The sequence below is a fragment of the Pseudomonas sp. NLJ1 genome, assembly GCF_049486705.1.
GTDB lineage: Bacteria > Pseudomonadota > Gammaproteobacteria > Pseudomonadales > Pseudomonadaceae > Aquipseudomonas > Aquipseudomonas inefficax.
Genome location: NZ_CP137735.1, coordinates 4,976,899 through 4,994,021, shown reverse-complemented (window position 1 = coordinate 4,994,021; position 17,123 = coordinate 4,976,899). Strand labels below are relative to the sequence as shown.

The following is a 17,123-nucleotide window of genomic DNA, read 5'->3' as shown; positions in this document are numbered from 1 at the left end:
CGCACAAGCCGGAACTGGCCCAACAACGCGAAACGGCCGGGTCCCCGAGGGAGCCGGCCGTTTCGAGAAGCGAGTGACGCTTAGTGCTGCTTGCCAGAACGGATCTGGTGCACCACACCCATCGCCACCACGATTGCCGCGGCGATACCAGTGGAGATCACCAGGATCTGGTAGTCAGGCATGAAGGCCATGGTCACCAGGGCGGCCACGATGAACGCGATCACCAGGTAGGTCAGCCATGGGAACAGCCACATCTTCAGGCGTACTTCCTTGCCTTCGGCAATCAGCTTGCGGCGCATGCGCAGCTGCGAGAAGGCAATCACCAGGTACACCAGCAAGGCGATCATGCCGGTAGTGTTCATCAGGGTTTCCAGCACGTCTTTCGGGCGCAGGGTCTCGCTGAAGTTGATCAGCGCACACACCACGGCCACGGCGCACGAACCCATGATCGCGTACACCGGTACACCGGTGCCGGCGCGGGTGATCTTGAAGAACGACGGCGCGTCGCCACGCTGGGCCAGGGAGAACAGCATGCGAGAAGCAGTGTAGTGGCCCGAGATCAGGCAGCTGCTCACCGAGGTCAGCACCACGAAGTTCATCAGCAGCTCGGCATATGGCACGCCCAGCAGCTCCAGGGTGCGGCGGTAGGCGCCATAGCCGGAAACGCCCAGGTGCGGGTCGTTCCAGGGTACCAGGCAGACGATCAGGAAGATCGAACCCACGTAGAACAGGCACACACGCCAGACCACCGAGTTGGTCGCCTTGACGATCTGCGCGGCCGGGTCCTTGGCTTCGGAAGCGGCGATGGTGACGATCTCCGCGCCGAGGAAGGCGAACATGACCCCGAGCAAGGCACCGATCACGGTGGTGATGCCGTTGGGCATGAAACCTTCTGCGGTGAGGTGGCTGATGCCACGCACTTCACCGAACTGCCAGATGTTCAGCACGGCAGCGGTACACACGATCAGGAAGCAGACGATCGCGATCACCTTGATCAAGGCGAACCAGAACTCGAACTCACCGTAGTGCTTGACGTTGAAGAAGTTGACGGTGATCAGCAGCAGGGTCGTGGCCAGTACGAACACGTTGACGCTGACGTCGGGGAAGAAACCATGCAGGATCTTGCCCGCCACATAAGCTTCCCAGGCCATGAGGATCACCCAGTACCACCAGTACAGCCAGCCGATGGTGAAACCGGCCCAACGGCCGATGGCGCGATCGGCATAGGTGGAGAACGAACCGGTGTCTGGCGAGGAAGTCGCCATTTCACCCAGCATGCGCATGATCAGTACCACCAGGATGCCGCCTGCCAGGTAGGCCAGCACAGCAGCTGGGCCGGCGCTGTGAATCACGCTGCCGGAACCGACGAACAAGGCGCCGCCGATAACCCCGGCGATCGACATCATCGTCAGGTGGCGCGACTTGAGCGAGGCACTGAGCTTGCTCTCGTGCCCGCTTTTCGCGGTGGTGGTTGTGGATGTTGCGTCCATCAGTTGTGTACCCCGTGCTTCTTTTTATCCAAGGAAAACTGTGAAACCCCGATGGCTGGCGGTTTCACGTACATCAGTGCTAATGCGCGCAGGATGGTGTGAGCGAACACACGCAGGCCTTCCATGGCGGCCTGCTGACGCGCCCCAGGGCAGGCGCCTGAGGCGAACTGAACATGCTTTAGGTGGCGATATCTGACACCTAATGTAAAAATGTCCGACGCAGAGAGCCATGCACAGTGGCATGAATCTCGCACTGCACTGTACAGGTCGCCCATGCAATACACCTTGCAAACGCCGGGCGATACGCACCCTGAAGGCCCCGAATGTTCGAATTACATCCAGACTCCTCGACCCCGCTGGTGAACCAGATCATCGACGGGCTGCGCGAGCTGATCGACAACCAGACCCTCAAGCCAGGCGCCAAGGTCCCCTCGATCCGCGCCTTTGCCGCGAGCTATTCGGTGAGCACCTTCACCGTGGTCGAGGCCTACGACCGCCTGGTCGCCCAAGGCCTGCTGGTGAGCCGTGGCAACGCGGGGTTCTTTGTCAACCGGGCGGCCGGCGAACTGCTCGACCCGCACAACACCGAGGCCGACACCAGTCGACCAACGTTCAACTCCGAGTGGTACCTGCAGCAGATCTTCGAAATCCGCCAGTTGCCGTTCAAGCCGGGGTGCGGCTGGTTGCCCAACGACTGGATGTACGAAGACGGCCTGCGCCGCGGCTTGCGCCAGGTGGCCGGCAGCCCGCTGGAGCTGTCGGGCTATGGCGACCCCATGGGCCTGCCGGAGCTGCGCGCGCTGACCGCGCAAAACCTGCAGCAGGAACTGTCGATCGTTGCCAACCCGGCGCAGCTGATGCTCACCCATGGCGCCAGCCAGGCCCTGGACCTGGCCGCGCGTACCTTGGTGCGCCCGGGCGATGTGGTGCTGGTGGACGACCCCGGCTACCCCAACCTGATGAGCATCCTGCGCACCCAGGGCGCGACCTTGGTCGGCGTGCCGCGCACACCGGCCGGCTACGACCTGAACCAGCTGGAGCAGTTGCTCACCCATCACCGCCCCACTGCGTTCTTCACCCAGCCACACCTGCACAGCCCGACCTGCTCGCGCACCCCGCTGCCGCAGCTGCACCGTCTGCTGCAACTGGCCAGCCAGCACGGCTTCCGTCTGGTGGAGAACAACCTGTACGCCGACATGGTCGCCGAACCACAGCCGTGCCTGGCCAGCCTCGACCACCTGCAGCAGGTGGTGTATGTGGGCAGCTACTCGAAAAGCATTTCGCCCAACGTGCGGGTCGGCTACATGCTGGCCAACCCCGAGCTGATGCAGAAGCTGCTGCACCTGAAGATGCGCTCGGGCCTGACTACCTCGCAGGTGATGGAGCGCGTGGTGTATGCCGCGATCATCGACGGGCGCTGGCGCAAGCACCTCAAGCGCCTGCGCCAGCGTTTGGCCGAGGCGCACCAGGAAGTTGGCCGGCACCTGCATCGGTTGGGCTTCGAGCTGTTCACCGAGTCGGATGAAGGGATGTATATCTGGACCCGGCACCCGGCGATTCCGGACAGCGCGGCGTTGCTGGATGATGCGTTGGAGAAAGGCATCATGCTCGGGCCCGGGCAGTTGTTCATGGTCGATGCCAAGGCGACCGGGTGGATGCGCTTCAACGTGGCGTTCAGTACCGAGCCTGCGATGTGGGAGTTGCTGGAGAAGGTGCTGGTGAAGCATGTGCGGCGGGGTGGGATGTAACGGGCTACTTCGGCTTTCCGTGAATCCACCTTCATAGCTGGCGCCGATGGGCTGCCTGCCCCGGCCTCTTCGCGGGTAAACCCGCTCCCACATGGATCCCACCAGCCTCGAGGTTAGTGATATCCCTGTGGGAGCAATGGCCCTGCTGAAGGCCCAAGGGCTTCGCGATCCCTGTGGGAGCGGGTTCACCCGCGAAGAGGCCGGCAGCCATTCCTCAGCCGCCGGCCCCTGGCCTTATCACCAGTCCGCCTTGTCGGCAAAAAACGCCTGCGCATTCGCCTCCAGGCTCTCCAGGTGATATCCCCCTTCCTGCACGATCAGGCAAGGCAGGCACATCGCCCGAATCCGCTCGCCCAATACCGCAAACCCTTCCGTCGTCACCGCCACCTTGCTCTGCGGGTCGAGCTCATAGATATCGAACCCCAGCGACAGCACCAGCGCCTCGGCGCCAAAGTCCTTAACCGCAGCCAGCGCGATCTCCAGCTGGCCCATGAAGTCCGCTTCGCTAGCCCCATGCGCCATCGGCAAGTTGAGGTTGTACCCCTCCCCCGCACCGCTGCCACGCTCATCCTCGAAACCGGCCACGCCGGGGTAGAAATTGGTGGGGTCGCCATGCACCGACACATACAGCACATCCCGGCGGTCGTAGAAGATCTCCTGAATCCCTTGCCCATGGTGCATGTCGGTATCGAGGATGGCCACGCGGCTGTAGCGGCTGCGCAAGGCCTGGGCAGCGACAGCGGCGTTGTTGAGGTAGCAGAAACCACCGGCCGCATCGAATCGCGCGTGGTGCCCTGGCGGGCGGCACAGGGCATAGGCCGCCGGCTCGCCATCGAGAATGGCCTTGGCACCGGCCACAGCGCTTTGCGCAGACCAATAGGCCGAGCGCCAGGTGTGTTCGCCTACAGGGCAGCTGCCGTCAGCCAGGTAGCGCCCGGCCTGGGCGAGGATGCCGCGCAGGGCGTTGGGTTCACGCACGAAGATATTGGACATGACTTCGTCGCCCCAGTCCTCGGGTACTTCCTTCCAGCGTGCATGGGCCTCTTCGAGAAAGGCCAGGTAGGCCTCGCCATGCACGGCTTTGAGCGGCTCGAGGCCGGCGTCCTCAGGCTGGCGGATGTCAAAGCCCAGATTCTTGGCGGCCTGCAGCAGGCGCTGGGCGCGTTCGGGGACTTCCTGCGGGGTGCGCATGGCGCCGCGCGAGTAGTAGCTGCGCGGGTGGTGCAGCAGCTGTTCGGGGTGGAAGTAGCAACGCATCAGGCTTCTCCTTGTTCGACTTGGCCGGCGCGGGCCAACGCGGCGTTGAGCAGTACGTCTACGCCCTGTCGGGCATCCTCGGGCAGCACGTCTTCGGCTTCGTTGTGGCTCAGGCCGCCGAGGCAGGGGATGAACACCATCGCCGTCGGGCAGTAGCGGGCCAGCAGGATGGCGTCGTGGCCGGCGCCGCTGACGATGGACTGCTGGGCATAACCGAGGCCGTCCACCGCTTGCTGCACGGCGGCTACGCAACCGGCATCGAATGGTGTGGCCGGGCTGACCCAGTGGCGCTCGATACGCACCTGCAGCCCGCGCTGATCGGCGATGGCTTGCAGCTTCAATGTCAGGTCGCGCTCCATCGCCTCGATGGCTTCATCTCGGTGATGACGCAAGTCGACGGTGAACTGCAGCAGCCCCGGAATGGTGTTGCGCGAGGACTTGGCGATGGACAGTTCACCCACCGTGGTCAGGCCTTCGGGGGCAAAATCGGCAGCCAGTTGCTCGACCGCCTGGATCATCCGTGCCGCACCGTACAGGGCATCCTTGCGCAGCGGCATCGGCGTGGTACCGGCATGCGCGGCCATACCTTCGACCCTGACATCCAGCCATCGGATGGCCTGCCCGCCGCTGACCACGCCGATGGCCTTGGCGTTGTCTTCAAGGATCGGACCTTGCTCGATATGCGCCTCGAAATAGGCATCGACCGGGCCGCCCAGCGGGCGTTGGCCGGCGTAACCGGTGCGTCGCAGTTCGTCAGCGACGCTGATGCCATCGGCGTCGCGAATGGCCAGCGCTTCGTCCAGTGCCAGGGTACCGGTGAACACCGCCGATCCGAACATGGCCGGGGTGAAGCGGGCGCCCTCCTCGTTTGTCCAGACAGCTATTTCCAGCGGTTTGCGGGTGTGAATGTTCAGGTCGTTGAGGCGGCGCACCACCTCCAGCCCGGCCAACACGCCATAGACGCCATCGAAACGGCCGCCCTCAGGTTGGGTGTCGAGGTGGCTGCCCATCATCACCGGCGCTGCAGCCGGGTCGCTGCCAGCGCGGCGGGCGAACAGGTTGCCGATGGCATCCACAGTCAGCGTCAGGCCGGCTTCGCGGCACCAATGGCTGAACAGTTCCCGGCCTGCCTTGTCCTCGTCGCTCAGGGCCAGGCGGCAGCTACCGCCACGGGCGGTGGCGCCGATTTCGGCCATGGCCATCAGGCTCGCCCACAGGCGTTCGCCATTGCATTTCAACATGTGCGGGTACTCCAGAAAAAAGCGGTTCGATCAGGCCAGTTCCAGACGCTGGCTGCGGGCGTACTGGCGTGCCAGGGCGAGCACGCACACCAGCGAAATGGTTGCAATCAGCGTGTAGAACACCGCCATCGGCCACCATTGGCCGGTGAAGGTGTGGGCCAGCCAGGTACCGATCAGCGGGGTCAGGCCGCCCGCGATGGCGCCGCAGATCTGGTAGGCCAGGGAAATGGCGGTGTAGCGCACGCGAGTGTCGAACATGCCGCTGACATAGCCGGCGATCACTGCGTAGAAAGACGCCATGCACGCGGCCGCCAGGGCGATGCCGAGCACGATCAACGGGCCCTGGCCCGAACTGACCAGCACGAACATCGGGTAGGGCGAGGCCATCGCCAGCAGCGCGACCAGGGCCAGGAAGCGGGTGGCGCCGAGCTTTTCCGACAGCCACGCGGCCAACGGCTGCACGCAGAACTGGATGATTGCCACAAAGAACAGGCATTCGAGGATCAGCGAGCGCTGCAGATGCAATTGCTGGGTGGTGTAGCTGATCATGAACGTGTTGGTGAAGTAGACCCCGGCGATCCCCAGGGTATTGGCCCCGATGCACAGCAGCAGCGGGCGCCAGGCGGTGCGCAGCACTTCCAGTACCGGTGCCTGCTCCTTGCGCTGGGCTTTGACCGCCTGCTCGCGGCTGGCAATGAACTCGGGCGACTCATTGACCCCCAGGCGAATCGCCAGGCCCACCACCAGCAACAGCGCGCTGGCCAGGAACGGCACGCGCCAGCCCCAGCTCATCAGGTCTTCCTCCGGCAGGCGGGTGACCACGCCGAAGGCCAGCAACGACAGGATCAGGCCCGCCGGGCTGCCCAGCTGGGCGAACGAGGCAAAGAAGTTGCGCCGGCCCTTGGGCGCATGTTCGCCGGCCATCAGTACCGCCCCGCCCCACTCGCCGCCCACGGCGATGCCCTGGATCACCCGCAGGATGATCAGCAGCACCGGTGCGGTGGCGCCGATCTGCGCGTAAGTTGGCAGCAGGCCAATACATACGGTGACGATGCCCATCATCAGCAAGGTGATGACCAGCGACTTCTTGCGGCCGATACGGTCGCCCACGTGGCCGAAGACGATGCCACCCAGAGGTCGGGCGAAGAAGCCGACGGCGAAGGTGCCGAACGCTGCCATGGTGCTGAACAGGCTGTTGTCGGACGGGAAGAACAGCGCGCCGAACACCAGGGCGGCGGCGGTGGCGTAGATGTAGAAGTCGTACCATTCGATCATGGTGCCGATGAACGCGGCGGCGGCGGCACGGCGTGGCTGGGCGGAAGCGGTGGGCTTCATGGGGGCTCCTTTGCTTGTTGTTCTGGCAGGAGTTGTCGGGGGCACGGTGGCGCTCTTGTGGCGCTTGGCCTGTTGGTCTGGTGTCAGCTTCTTCGCGGGTAAACCCGCTCCCACAGGGATTGCACAAGGCCTGCAAGCGCTGCAGTTCCTGTGGGAGCGGGTTTACCCGCGAAGAAGCCGGCACCGACTCAGCAAGCCTCGATACCTGCGATTTATCGGCCCGGGGCTATGATTAGTCAATTTTCTATTTATTATTCGCAGTATTAGCCTTGCTTATTATCGAGCCCTGCCATGTCCGACCGTCTGCTCAACGACCGCCTCGACTGGAACCTGCTGCGTACCTTCCGGGTCATCGGCCAGGAGTTGTCCATCAGCCGTGCTGCCGCGCGCCTGCACCTCACCCAGCCGGCAGTGAGCCAGGCGCTCAAGCGCCTTGAAGAACAGCTTGGCCGCCAGCTCATTGCCCGCCGCGGGCCGCGCTTCGTGCTGACGGAAATGGGCGAGCAGCTGTTCCAGCTGGCCGGCGAGGTCTATGGGCAGATGTCGCAAATCGGCGGCTTGCTGGAGCAGCCGGCGGACGAACTGGTGGGCAAGGTCCGCCTGCTGATGATCAGCCGTATCGTCAACGAACGCTTCGACGACTTCCTCGCCGACTTCCACCGCCAGCACCCGCGGGTGGAACTGGAGATCGACGTGATGCGCAGCTCCGACATCGTCGCCGCCCTGCAGGAAAAAACCGCAACGGCGGGCCTCAGCCTGAACCGGCGTGCGCAGCCACGCCTGGAGCAACGGTTGTTCCTGCGCCAGCGCTATGCGTTCTTCTGTGGCAAGCACCATGACCTGTTCGGCCAGGCCGAAGGCGACCTGCAGCGGGAGAACTTCGTCAGCTTCACCAGTGACCAGATTGGCGGCATGCTGTCGCCACTGACCATTTTCCGCGACCAGCAAGGGTTTGCCGGGCGGATCGTGGCATCGTCACCCAGCCTTGAAGAAGTACGCCGGCTGGTGATTGCCGGGTTTGGCATAGGCTGCCTGCCCGAGCATGTGGTGGCACCGGATGTAGACGCCGGGTTGCTGTGGAAGCTACCACCGCAGGAAGGCATTGCCGATGTGGATATTCACTTGTTGTGGAACAGGGAGCAGCGCTTCAGCCGCGCCGAAGAAGTGTTTATCGAGGCATTGCAGCAGAGCCTGTAGTGAACGCAGCGCGGGGGTCGGCGAGCACTGGACACGATAGTGGCCAATTAGTAGCATCCAGATCAACTGAACATTACGGACAATCTCAGTCATGGATCGAGCTACCGGGGTTATTCGACGCCCTATTCATCACCCCATCCGCACTTTGATCACCTGCTTTTTTCACGAAGCGCGGATCGCGCAGCGCTCGGTTGATGGGTTGATTGGAATCGCTGCAGGCCTGACTGCTGACAATCAGGTCAATCAACAAGAAGCCGAGTTCCTCAAAAGATGGATGGAGCAGCAACTCGTTCATCTTGAGGATCCGGTAATCAATTTGTTGTACCGGCGCCTGAGCGACATGCTCAAGGACAATATGCTGGATGCTGCTGAGTCGGCTGAACTGCTTGAGCTATTGCAGCAGTTCACCGGCAAGCCGCGCTGCAGCGACAACCCATTCTTTCACCCACCTCACTGCCACTCGATAACCCCGAACCCACACTGGAGTGGGCAGGCCGTATGTTCCTGTTTACCGGCACAATGGCTTACGGGCCTCGCAAAGCATGCGAAGCGCTGGTAGTCGAACGTGGGGGTTCAATCGCTGCGGGGGTGAGCAAGAAGATCCACTACCTGGTCATTGGCAGTATTGGCAACGAGCAGTGGCTGCACAGCAGTTATGGCACGAAGATCAAGAGAGCAGTGGAAATCAGGGAAGCGGGTGCGAACATTGCGATCGTAAGCGAGGCGCATTGGCAGCGTGCGGCGTTTGGTTGATGGCCATGATGGCGTTTACCGCTTCTGAGCGGATCGATACACCTCGCTACGCTCGCGCTTGCCAACCGATACCACCACTACAACGATACGCTCGTCCTCGACTCGATAGACGAGGCGATATCCAGAGGCCTTGAGCTTGATTTTGTAGTGGTTCGGCAGGTCACGCAGCGCGTCGGCCTGTACCTTGGGTGACTGCAGGCGCTCGGCGAGTTTTTTCTTGATCTGTTCGCGCACGGTGTGGCCTAGCTTGCCCCACTCTTTCAGCGCCGAAGGCAGGAATTCGAGTTCATAGGTCATCCAGGGATACCGGTACGCCTTTTTCACCCAACCTCGACTTGGCCAGTTCGCTCAATTCGAGATCTTCCAGGCGCTCCATCATGGCCTCGTACAGTTCGGCCGGCACCATGTAACCCATCACGCGGTTGTGATTGAGCACGGCGACGGGCATACCCGCAGCGCCGGTCATCACGGCGGATGGGTTCTTTTTCAGTTCCGACACGCTTACGGCCACGTCAGCGAATATGTTTTGCATTTTTTCACCCTCAATAGAGAGCCATATTTTGGTCCATATATAGGACACAAACAAGTCGTCACTGCTCAAGCACAGCGGTGAGACACGACATGCGAAATGCCGTCTCTGTGGGAGATCGCCCTTTGAATCCAATGCGGTGCATGGCACCGGCTGCGCCGGTGTTCGCGGCTAAAGCCGCTCCCACAGTGTCCCTGCTAACTCAACGAGTCATTTGCAGTTCCATGAGGAGCGGTCGGGGTCAGGCTGTTGCCAGGGCCGGGTAGTCGGTCAGGCCATGGGCATCACCACCGAACAGCGTGGCCCGTTCGTGCTCGGCCAGGGGCGCATTCAGCTTCAGCCGCGCCGGCAGGTCGGGGTTGGCCACGAATGGTCGGCCGAAGCCGATCAGGTCAGCCCAGCCCTCCTCCAGCGCGCGCCGTGCACGTTCGCCGGTGTATTTGCCGGCATACACCATCACCCCGGGGAACACCGACCGCAGCTGCTGCTTGAAGTCCACCGGCATGTCCGGCGCGTCGTCCCAGTCGGCTTCGGCAATATGCAGGTAACCAATGCCGATTTCGCCCAGACGCTTGGCCGCGGCGGTATAGGTGGTGACCGGGTCGGCATCGCCACAGCCATTGAGCGTGGTCAGCGGCGCCAGGCGTACGCCTACGCGCAGCGCATCGCCGGTGCCTTCGACCAACGCACGGCTGACCTGGTCGAGGAAACGCAGGCGGTTTTCCAGCGAACCGCCGTAGCGGTCGGTGCGGTCGTTGGCGCCGGAGTCGAGGAACTGGTTGACCAGGTAACCGTTGGCCGCGTGCAATTCGACACCGTCAAAACCCGCCACCATGGCATTGCGCGCAGCCTGGCGGTACTGCTCGATGATCTCGGCAATTTCCGCTTCGCTCAACGCGCGCGGTTTGGTGGCCTGGACAAAGCCTGGCGTGCCGTCGGCATTGTCGATGAACACATTCACGCCTTCGGCCTGCATCGCCGAGGACGACACCGGTGCCTGGCCGCTGAGCAGGCTGCTGTGGCTGAGGCGGCCGACATGCCAGAGCTGGGCAAAGATGCGCCCGCCTGCGGCATGTACCGCCTCGGTGACCAGGCGCCAGCCGTCGATCTGCGCCTGGGTGTGGATACCCGGGGTGCGGGCGTAACCCTTGCCCAGTGGCGAGATCCAGGTGCCTTCACTGACGATCAGCCCGGCACTGGCGCGTTGCGCGTAGTACTCGGCCATCAGCGCGGTCGGTACATCGCCAGGCTGGGCGGCACGGGAGCGGGTCATCGGCGGCATCAGCACGCGGTTGGGCAGGTTCAGGGCGCCGAATTGCAGGGGCTGGAACAGCGGATCTTGAGTCATTACGAGCATCTCCGTAAGTGGAATCAGGGGTCAGGCGCGGCTGACGACAGGTTGTGGCTGGGCAGGTACGCGGCGGTCGAGGCGGCCGCTGTACAGGGTCAGAGCCAGGGCACCGAGGGTAACCAGCGCGGCGATCCACGGGGTGTGGCCGAGGCCGAGCTGTTGCACCACCTGGGCACCGCCCCAGGAACCACCGGCAACACCCAGGTTGAAGGCGGCGATGTTGAAACCGGCAGCTACGTCGACTGCGTCGGGGGCGACCTTTTCCGCCTGCTGCACCACGTACACCTGCAGGCCCGGCACATTGCCGAAGGCCACCGCGCCCCAGGCCAGGACGGTGATTACCACCAGCACCGGATGCGGCGCGGTGAAGGTCAGCGCCAGCAGCACCACGGCCAGCAGCAGGAAGATGATCGACAGTGCCTTGACCGGGCCTTTGCGGTCGGCCAGGCGGCCGCCCCAGATGTTGCCCAGGGCAACCGAGACACCGTAGGCGAGCAGCACCAGGGCGACGCTGTTGGCGCCGAAGCCGGCGATGTCCTGCAGGATCGGGGCAAGGAAGGTGAAGGCGATCAGCGAGCCGCCGTAACCCACGGCAGTCATGGCATACACCAGCAGCAGGCGCGGTTGCAGCATTACCCGCAGTTGGCGCAGCAGAGGTGCCGGCTGGCTGTGCTGGATGCGCTTGGGCACGAACAGCAGTGCGCCGAGCAGCGCCATCAGGCCGAAGGCAGCCACCACCAGGAAGGTCACGCGCCAGCCGAAATGCTGGCCGATGAAGGTACCCAGCGGGATACCGGTGACAAAGGCCACGGTCATGCCACTGAACATGGTGGCGATAGCGCTGGCGGCTTTTTCTTTCGGCACCAGGCTGGTGGCGATGATCGAGCCGACCGAGAAGAACACCCCGTGGGCCAGGCCGGTGAGAATGCGCGCCATGATCAGCGATTCGTAACTGGGCGCCTGCCAGGCCACCAGGTTACCGGCGGTGAACAGTGCCATCAGGCCGACCAGTAACAGCTTGCGCGGCACGCGGCCGGTCATGGCGGTGAGCAGGGGCGCGCCGATGGCGACGCTCAGGGCGTAAAGGCTTACCAGCAGGCCGGCCGAAGGCAGGGTGACTGCCAGGTCATTGGCGATGGTCGGGATGAGGCCGACGATCACGAACTCCGTGGTGCCGATGGCGAAGGCCGCCAGGGTGAGGGCTAACAAGGCGAGAGGCATTTGAGAATCACCTGTGGAAGGTTGGGATGGGTGAATTCTCGGGGGGACATGGGAATGGGAAAAAGATGGGGACGGGACAATGAGTTTTGATTTGAAGGCAAAGGTTATCTTCAAGCTATTGCAAGCGGGTCAACTTTAAAACAATGTTCCGGCCTGCGCGGCTTTTGTAGGAGCGGCCTTGTGTCGCGAAAGGGCTGCAAAGCAGCCCCAGCAATTTGTGCATTTGTGCTGAACCCCTGGGGCTGCCTTGCAGCCTTTTCGCGACACAAGGCCGCTTTACAACGTTCATCAACCCGACGAAGTGAACGCATCCCAGGCTGGCAAGATCGAGACCGCCCAAGTCATAATTGCTAATAGTTAAGTCCCTGGAGGTCTCATGCAAGATCTACGTCAGCTGCGCTACTTCGTGGCCGTCGCCGAATGCGAAAACGTCGGCCGAGCCGCCGAGCAGCTGCATATTTCCCAATCGCCCCTCAGCCGGCAGATCGCCCAGCTGGAGGACAACCTTGGCCTGGCGCTGTTCGAACGGCGCAACCAGCGCCTGTACCTGACCAGGGACGGGCGCACCTTCCTGGCCGAAGCGCGTGGCCTGCTCAAGCATGCCGAGCGCCTGGAATCGCTGGGCAAGCGCCTGGGCCGTGGCGAGGAAGGCGGGCTGTGCATCGGTTACGTCAACCACGCCATCCATGCCGGCGTGCTGCCGGGCGCGGTGCGGGCCATTCGTGCCGAACGCCCGAACATTCACATTGCGCTGTACAACATGACCTCCAACGAACAGTTCGAGGGGCTGCGCCAGCGCAGCCTGGACATTGCTCTGGTTTGCGACCGGCCGCCAAAGGACGACCCCGACCTGCGCGGCCAGCCGGTGCTGGACGACCCGTTGCTGCTGGCCATCCCGGCCGCGCATCCACTGGCCAGCAAGGCCGAACTGGCCCCCGCCGACCTGCACGAACAGGACTGGATCATCACCGGCGGCCAGCCAGACCAGGTCCACAAGCGCGACGATTTCATCGCCCGCTGTGGCGATGCCGGCTTCACCCCGCGCCTGTCGCTGGAGGCTACCGACCCGCTGAGCGTGCTCGGCCTGGTATCGGCCGGGCTAGGCCTGGCAATGGTGCAGAGCAGCCTGTCGGCCAGCGCCGGGCCGACCGTGGTGCTGCGCCAGCTGGACTGGTTCCAGCCCAGCGAGCAGTTGTGGGCGGTCTGGCACCAGGTCGACCTACGACCGATCGTGGGCATTTTCCGCGAGCAGGTGCTGGCATTGGCCGAGTAAGGGCTTGATAAGCCAACTCAGGTCTGAACTCAGTCGAACTCCGTCTTTTACAGTCTGACGGTGGTTCTCTAGGATGGCTCCCATCGATGCAACTCACCCACAGGAGCCATTCCATGAACATCGACCTCGGCGGACGCACCGCCATCATCAGCGGCTCGACCGGCGGTATTGGTCTGGCTATCGCCCGCGGCCTGGCCCGCGCCAACGCTGACGTAGTCATTGCCGGCCGCAGCCAGAAGTCACTGGATGCCGCCATGGCCGAACTGCGCGAGCAAGGTGGCAGTGGGCAGGTCCACGGTGTGGTCGCCGACCTGGGCACCGCCGCGGGTGCCGAAACCCTGTTCGCCGCTCACCCACGGGCCGACATACTGGTCAACAACCTGGGTATCTACGACGACGTCGACTTCTTCGATGTGGCCGACAGCGAGTGGACGCGCTTCTACGACACCAACGTGCTGAGCGGCGTGCGCCTGGCCCGCCACTATGCCCCGGGCATGGTCGAGAAAGGTTGGGGTCGGATCCTGTTCATCTCCTCGGAATCGGGCATCGCCATCCCTGCCGACATGATCAACTACGGCGTGACCAAGGCTGCCAACCTGGCGGTATCGCATGGTCTGGCCAAGCGCCTGGCCGGCACCGGGGTAACCGTGAACGCAGTGTTGCCTGGCCCGACCCTGACCGACGGCGTGGCCGCGCTGGTGGCTGATGCAGCCGAGGCGTCCGGGCGCAGCATTCGTGAAGAAGCCGACAACTTCGTGCGGACTGCGCGGCCAAGCTCGATCATCCAGCGCGCCGCCGATGTCGACGAAGTTGCCCACCTGGCGGTGTACCTCGCCTCCCCTTACTCCTCCGCCACTACCGGGGCAGCGCTGCGGGTCGATGGCGGCGTGGTCGACAGCCTGGCTATCTGAGCAGCCCCAGACTTTTGCCCTGAAATCAAGACACCTTGCCCTCACCGCACCTGTTTCTCCCGCCCGATCCCCGCTAGCCTGCCGCCCACACCCGTCTCGAAAGGACCCGCACCATGCCAACCGATCATCAAGCCTGGGCCTGGACCCCGAACGCCGGCCTCGACGGCCTGCAACTGCTGCGTAAACCCCTGCCAAAACCCGGCCACGGTGAGGTGCTGGTGGCCAACCGCGCCATTGCCCTCAACCCGGTGGACTGGAAGATCTGCGAGTGGGGCCACCCGGCCTGGCAGCAGGGCACGGTCCCGGGCGTGGATGGCGCCGGCGTGGTAGTCGCCGTTGGCGCAGGCGTCGACATGCCTTTGGGCAGCCGCGTTGCCTACCACCAATCGCTGGCGCGTGACGGCAGTTTTGCCGAGCACTGCCTGCTCGATGCAAGCCTGGTGATGCATGTCCCAAGCGCCCTCAGCGACACTGCCGCGGCCGCCGTGCCCTGCCCCGCCCTGACCGCCTGGCAGGCCCTGGCCAAAGTACCCGAGGGTGCCAGCCGCGACGTGCTGGTGATCGGCGCCGGTGGCGCGGTGGGCTTCTACCTCGCGCAACTGGCCGCGCAACGTGGCCTGCGCGTATGGGCCAGTGCCGGCCAACGCCACCACGCCACGCTCAAGGCCCTCGGAGTGAGCGGGGTGTTCGATTACCACGACGCTGACTGGCAGAACCAACTGCAGGCCGCCTTGGGCGAGCGCCCGCTGCATGCCCTGTTCGACACCGTCAGCGGCCCCCATGCAGGCAGCCTTGCCCACCTGCTCGGCTACAACGGCCACCTGGTGTGCATTCAGGACCGCCAGGAAACAGCGCCGACGCCCGCCTTCAGCACAGCGATCTCGCTGCATGAAGTGGCGCTCAACAGCATTCATGCCCACGGCCGGTTGGCAGATCGCCAAGCCCTGCGCGTGGCCGGTGAACGACTGCTGCAGGCCGTCGCCGATGGCAGCCTGATCACGCCACAGCGCCGCGAGTTCGCCTTCTCGACACTGCCACAGGCTCTACGGCAGCTGAAAGAGGGCCAAGGCTCAGGCAAATGGGTGACGCGCCTCGGCTGAACGCCGCGCGCGAAACTTGGATCCCATTCTGCTACAAGGTATGCTGGGCAATAGCTAAACGCCACCACCCAGGCAGGCTTCGGCCTGCCTTCAAGGACGAGCCCTTTGCCCAGCAACCCTACCCGCCACACCATTGCTCGCCAGTGGCAGCTGCTCAAGCTGCTGCCCGGCCGCCACCCGGGGATGAGTTCCACCCAGTTGCAGGCCGCCCTGGCAACCGTGGGCCATATCACCAGCAAACGCACCGTCGAGCGCGACCTGATCGAACTCGCAGCGCTGTTCCCGCTGCAGTGCAACAGCAAAGGCATGCCCTACGGCTGGTATTGGCAACCGGGCCTTGGCCCAGGCGAAGTGCAGCAGTTGCAGCCCGATGCGCTCACACCCCCGCAACCCATCGAGTTGCACGCCTGGGTCGATGATGCGCTGGCCCGGCGCCTGGATGCGTCGCCACTGTCTGCAGATATGCAACTGACGCTGCTAGCGGACGGCGGCGCCACCTTGGTCGCAACCGTCGACGACAACCGTGCGCTGATGGGCTGGCTGCTGTCCCAGGCCGGCTCGATCCGTGTGCAGGCACCGCAGGCACTGCGCCAGGCCATGCTCGAGCAGTTGCGCCAGAGCCTGGCGCTGCACGAGGGAGGTTGTTGACCGGCAAGCAAAAGTCATTGTCCCCCGGGCCGCTTTTTCCCATGGGTGGCCTTGCGCAGAATCTGCTCCTGACAACGCCTCACTATCAGGAGTACCCGATGAAACGCTTCAAGCCCCTGCTGCTCGCCGTCGCCCTGGCGACCACTGCCCAGGCCACTCTGGCCGCCGACTGGCAGACCTCGCCCTACGGCAAGCAGGATGAAATCGGTGCCGCCAACCTGCTCACCCCCGAAGTGGTCAAGCAGGCGGTCGGCCTGGTCAAGACCGGCAAGACCTACCCGCTGGCCGTACCGGTGAGCAAAGACCTGCCAGCCTTCCGCCACCGCAGCTTCCACCTGTACAACATCCAGCCTGGCGAGCAGGCCGGCCAGACCCTGGGCCGCAACAAGTTCAGCTTCAACGATGAACTGGTCAACGGCTGGACCGGCGTCGGCACCCAGCTCAACGGCATCGGCCACATCGGTATCGACAACGTCTACTACAACGGCAACAAGGCCGCCGACTTCGTCACCGTCGAAGGCGTGACCAAGCTGGGTGTGGAAAAGGTACCGCCCATGGTCACCCGCGGCGTGGTGCTGGACATGACCGCTCATTACGGCAAGACCATCGTGCCCGGTGGCACCTCGTTCACCGTCGACGACATCAAGGCTGTGCTGAAGAAAGAAGGCATTACCCTGCGCAAGGGTGACGTGGTGCTGTTCAACACCGGTTGGCTGGAACTGATCGGCAAGGACAACCAGCAATTCCTCGCCACCGAACCGGGCATCGACCTGCCGGCTGCCGAGTGGCTGGCGGACCAGGGCATTGTCGCCTTTGGTGGCGATACCTGGGCGTCGGAGGTGTACCCGAACCCGACCGGCGAAGAATTCCCGGTCAATCAGTTCATGCTGGCCAAGCGCGGCATCTACAACCTGGAGCTGATCGACACCCGCGCACTGGTGAAGGACAAGGCGTTCGAGTTCCTGTTCGTGCTGGGCCAGCCGCTGTACAAGGGCTCGACCCAGGTGAACATCAACCCTGTCGCGATTCACTGATCGCCACGCCTGAAGGATGACACGGTACCTGTGGG

The 17,123-nt window shown here is 63.7% G+C and carries 16 protein-coding genes and 1 pseudogene; 8 read left to right on the top strand and 9 right to left on the bottom strand.

The window, feature by feature from the left end; translation table 11 throughout:
* Window positions 1-80: 80 nt before the first annotated feature.
* Together R9B85_RS22600 and R9B85_RS22595 are read right to left on the bottom strand one after the other, a co-directional pair.
* Window positions 81-1,490, bottom strand: coding sequence for an amino acid permease (locus tag R9B85_RS22600; protein WP_085624272.1), 1,410 nt, complete (start codon window positions 1,488-1,490; stop codon window positions 81-83).
* Complete coding sequence (locus tag R9B85_RS22595) at window positions 1,490-1,765, bottom strand: hypothetical protein (RefSeq protein ID WP_146742838.1); 276 nt, start codon at window positions 1,763-1,765, stop codon at window positions 1,490-1,492. Before R9B85_RS22595 ends, R9B85_RS22600 begins: the two co-directional genes overlap by 1 nt.
* Before the next feature lie 48 nt (window positions 1,766-1,813).
* Here R9B85_RS22595 and R9B85_RS22590 point away from each other — a divergent pair, with 48 nt between their 5' ends.
* Window positions 1,814-3,238 (top strand): PLP-dependent aminotransferase family protein, encoded by a 1,425-nt coding sequence (locus R9B85_RS22590; RefSeq protein WP_423770591.1) that lies wholly within the window; start codon window positions 1,814-1,816, stop codon window positions 3,236-3,238.
* A gap of 237 nt (window positions 3,239-3,475) precedes the next feature.
* Here R9B85_RS22590 and R9B85_RS22585 read toward each other — a convergent pair whose 3' ends face one another.
* The 3 genes from R9B85_RS22585 to R9B85_RS22575 are packed head-to-tail and all read right to left on the bottom strand — an operon-like array spanning window position 3,476 to window position 7,071.
* Complete coding sequence (locus R9B85_RS22585; protein ID WP_423770590.1) at window positions 3,476-4,495, bottom strand: histone deacetylase family protein; 1,020 nt, start codon at window positions 4,493-4,495, stop codon at window positions 3,476-3,478.
* Complete coding sequence (locus tag R9B85_RS22580; protein ID WP_423770589.1) at window positions 4,495-5,736, bottom strand: Zn-dependent hydrolase; 1,242 nt, start codon at window positions 5,734-5,736, stop codon at window positions 4,495-4,497. The genes R9B85_RS22585 and R9B85_RS22580 overlap by 1 nt, the downstream gene beginning before the upstream one ends.
* Before the next feature lie 30 nt (window positions 5,737-5,766).
* Complete coding sequence (locus R9B85_RS22575; RefSeq protein ID WP_112252246.1) at window positions 5,767-7,071, bottom strand: MFS transporter; 1,305 nt, start codon at window positions 7,069-7,071, stop codon at window positions 5,767-5,769.
* A 291-nt stretch (window positions 7,072-7,362) separates the two neighbouring features.
* Here R9B85_RS22575 and R9B85_RS22570 point away from each other — a divergent pair, with 291 nt between their 5' ends.
* Together R9B85_RS22570 and R9B85_RS22565 are read left to right on the top strand one after the other, a co-directional pair.
* A complete protein-coding gene (locus R9B85_RS22570; protein ID WP_207879517.1) occupies window positions 7,363-8,268 on the top strand; it encodes a LysR family transcriptional regulator in 906 nt (301 codons plus the stop codon).
* Window positions 8,269-8,392: 124 nt separating this feature from the next.
* Window positions 8,393-9,021: pseudogene (locus R9B85_RS22565) on the top strand (BRCT domain-containing protein).
* 15 nt (window positions 9,022-9,036) lie between these two features.
* Here the strand turns inward: R9B85_RS22565 and R9B85_RS22560 are convergent.
* The 4 genes from R9B85_RS22560 to R9B85_RS22545 all read right to left on the bottom strand — a co-directional run bounded on the left by R9B85_RS22560 (window position 9,037) and on the right by R9B85_RS22545 (window position 12,122).
* Window positions 9,037-9,318 (bottom strand): type II toxin-antitoxin system RelE family toxin, encoded by a 282-nt coding sequence (locus R9B85_RS22560; protein WP_112252248.1) that lies wholly within the window; start codon window positions 9,316-9,318, stop codon window positions 9,037-9,039.
* Window positions 9,308-9,553, bottom strand: coding sequence for a type II toxin-antitoxin system Phd/YefM family antitoxin (locus tag R9B85_RS22555; RefSeq protein ID WP_013972043.1), 246 nt, complete (start codon window positions 9,551-9,553; stop codon window positions 9,308-9,310). The genes R9B85_RS22560 and R9B85_RS22555 overlap by 11 nt, the downstream gene beginning before the upstream one ends.
* 238 nt (window positions 9,554-9,791) lie before the next feature.
* A complete protein-coding gene (locus R9B85_RS22550) occupies window positions 9,792-10,898 on the bottom strand; it encodes an alkene reductase (protein WP_423770588.1) in 1,107 nt (368 codons plus the stop codon).
* Between the two features lie 30 nt (window positions 10,899-10,928).
* Window positions 10,929-12,122, bottom strand: coding sequence for an MFS transporter (locus R9B85_RS22545; protein WP_423770587.1), 1,194 nt, complete (start codon window positions 12,120-12,122; stop codon window positions 10,929-10,931).
* Between the two features lie 376 nt (window positions 12,123-12,498).
* Here R9B85_RS22545 and R9B85_RS22540 point away from each other — a divergent pair, with 376 nt between their 5' ends.
* The 5 genes from R9B85_RS22540 (at window position 12,499) to R9B85_RS22520 (ending at window position 17,088) form a co-directional block, all read left to right on the top strand.
* On the top strand, window positions 12,499-13,395 hold the full coding sequence (locus R9B85_RS22540) for a LysR family transcriptional regulator (RefSeq protein ID WP_112252252.1): 897 nt from the start codon (window positions 12,499-12,501) through the stop codon (window positions 13,393-13,395).
* Between the two features lie 113 nt (window positions 13,396-13,508).
* Window positions 13,509-14,306: an SDR family NAD(P)-dependent oxidoreductase gene (locus R9B85_RS22535; protein ID WP_112252253.1), complete on the top strand. Its 798-nt coding sequence runs from the start codon at window positions 13,509-13,511 to the stop codon at window positions 14,304-14,306.
* A gap of 113 nt (window positions 14,307-14,419) precedes the next feature.
* Window positions 14,420-15,406, top strand: coding sequence for a zinc-binding dehydrogenase (locus R9B85_RS22530; RefSeq protein WP_423770586.1), 987 nt, complete (start codon window positions 14,420-14,422; stop codon window positions 15,404-15,406).
* Between the two features lie 105 nt (window positions 15,407-15,511).
* Entirely contained in the window at window positions 15,512-16,054 is a 543-nt protein-coding gene (locus R9B85_RS22525) for a WYL domain-containing protein (protein WP_112252255.1), read from the top strand.
* 98 nt (window positions 16,055-16,152) lie between these two features.
* Window positions 16,153-17,088 (top strand): cyclase family protein, encoded by a 936-nt coding sequence (locus R9B85_RS22520; protein ID WP_133971488.1) that lies wholly within the window; start codon window positions 16,153-16,155, stop codon window positions 17,086-17,088.
* Window positions 17,089-17,123: the final 35 nt, after the last annotated feature.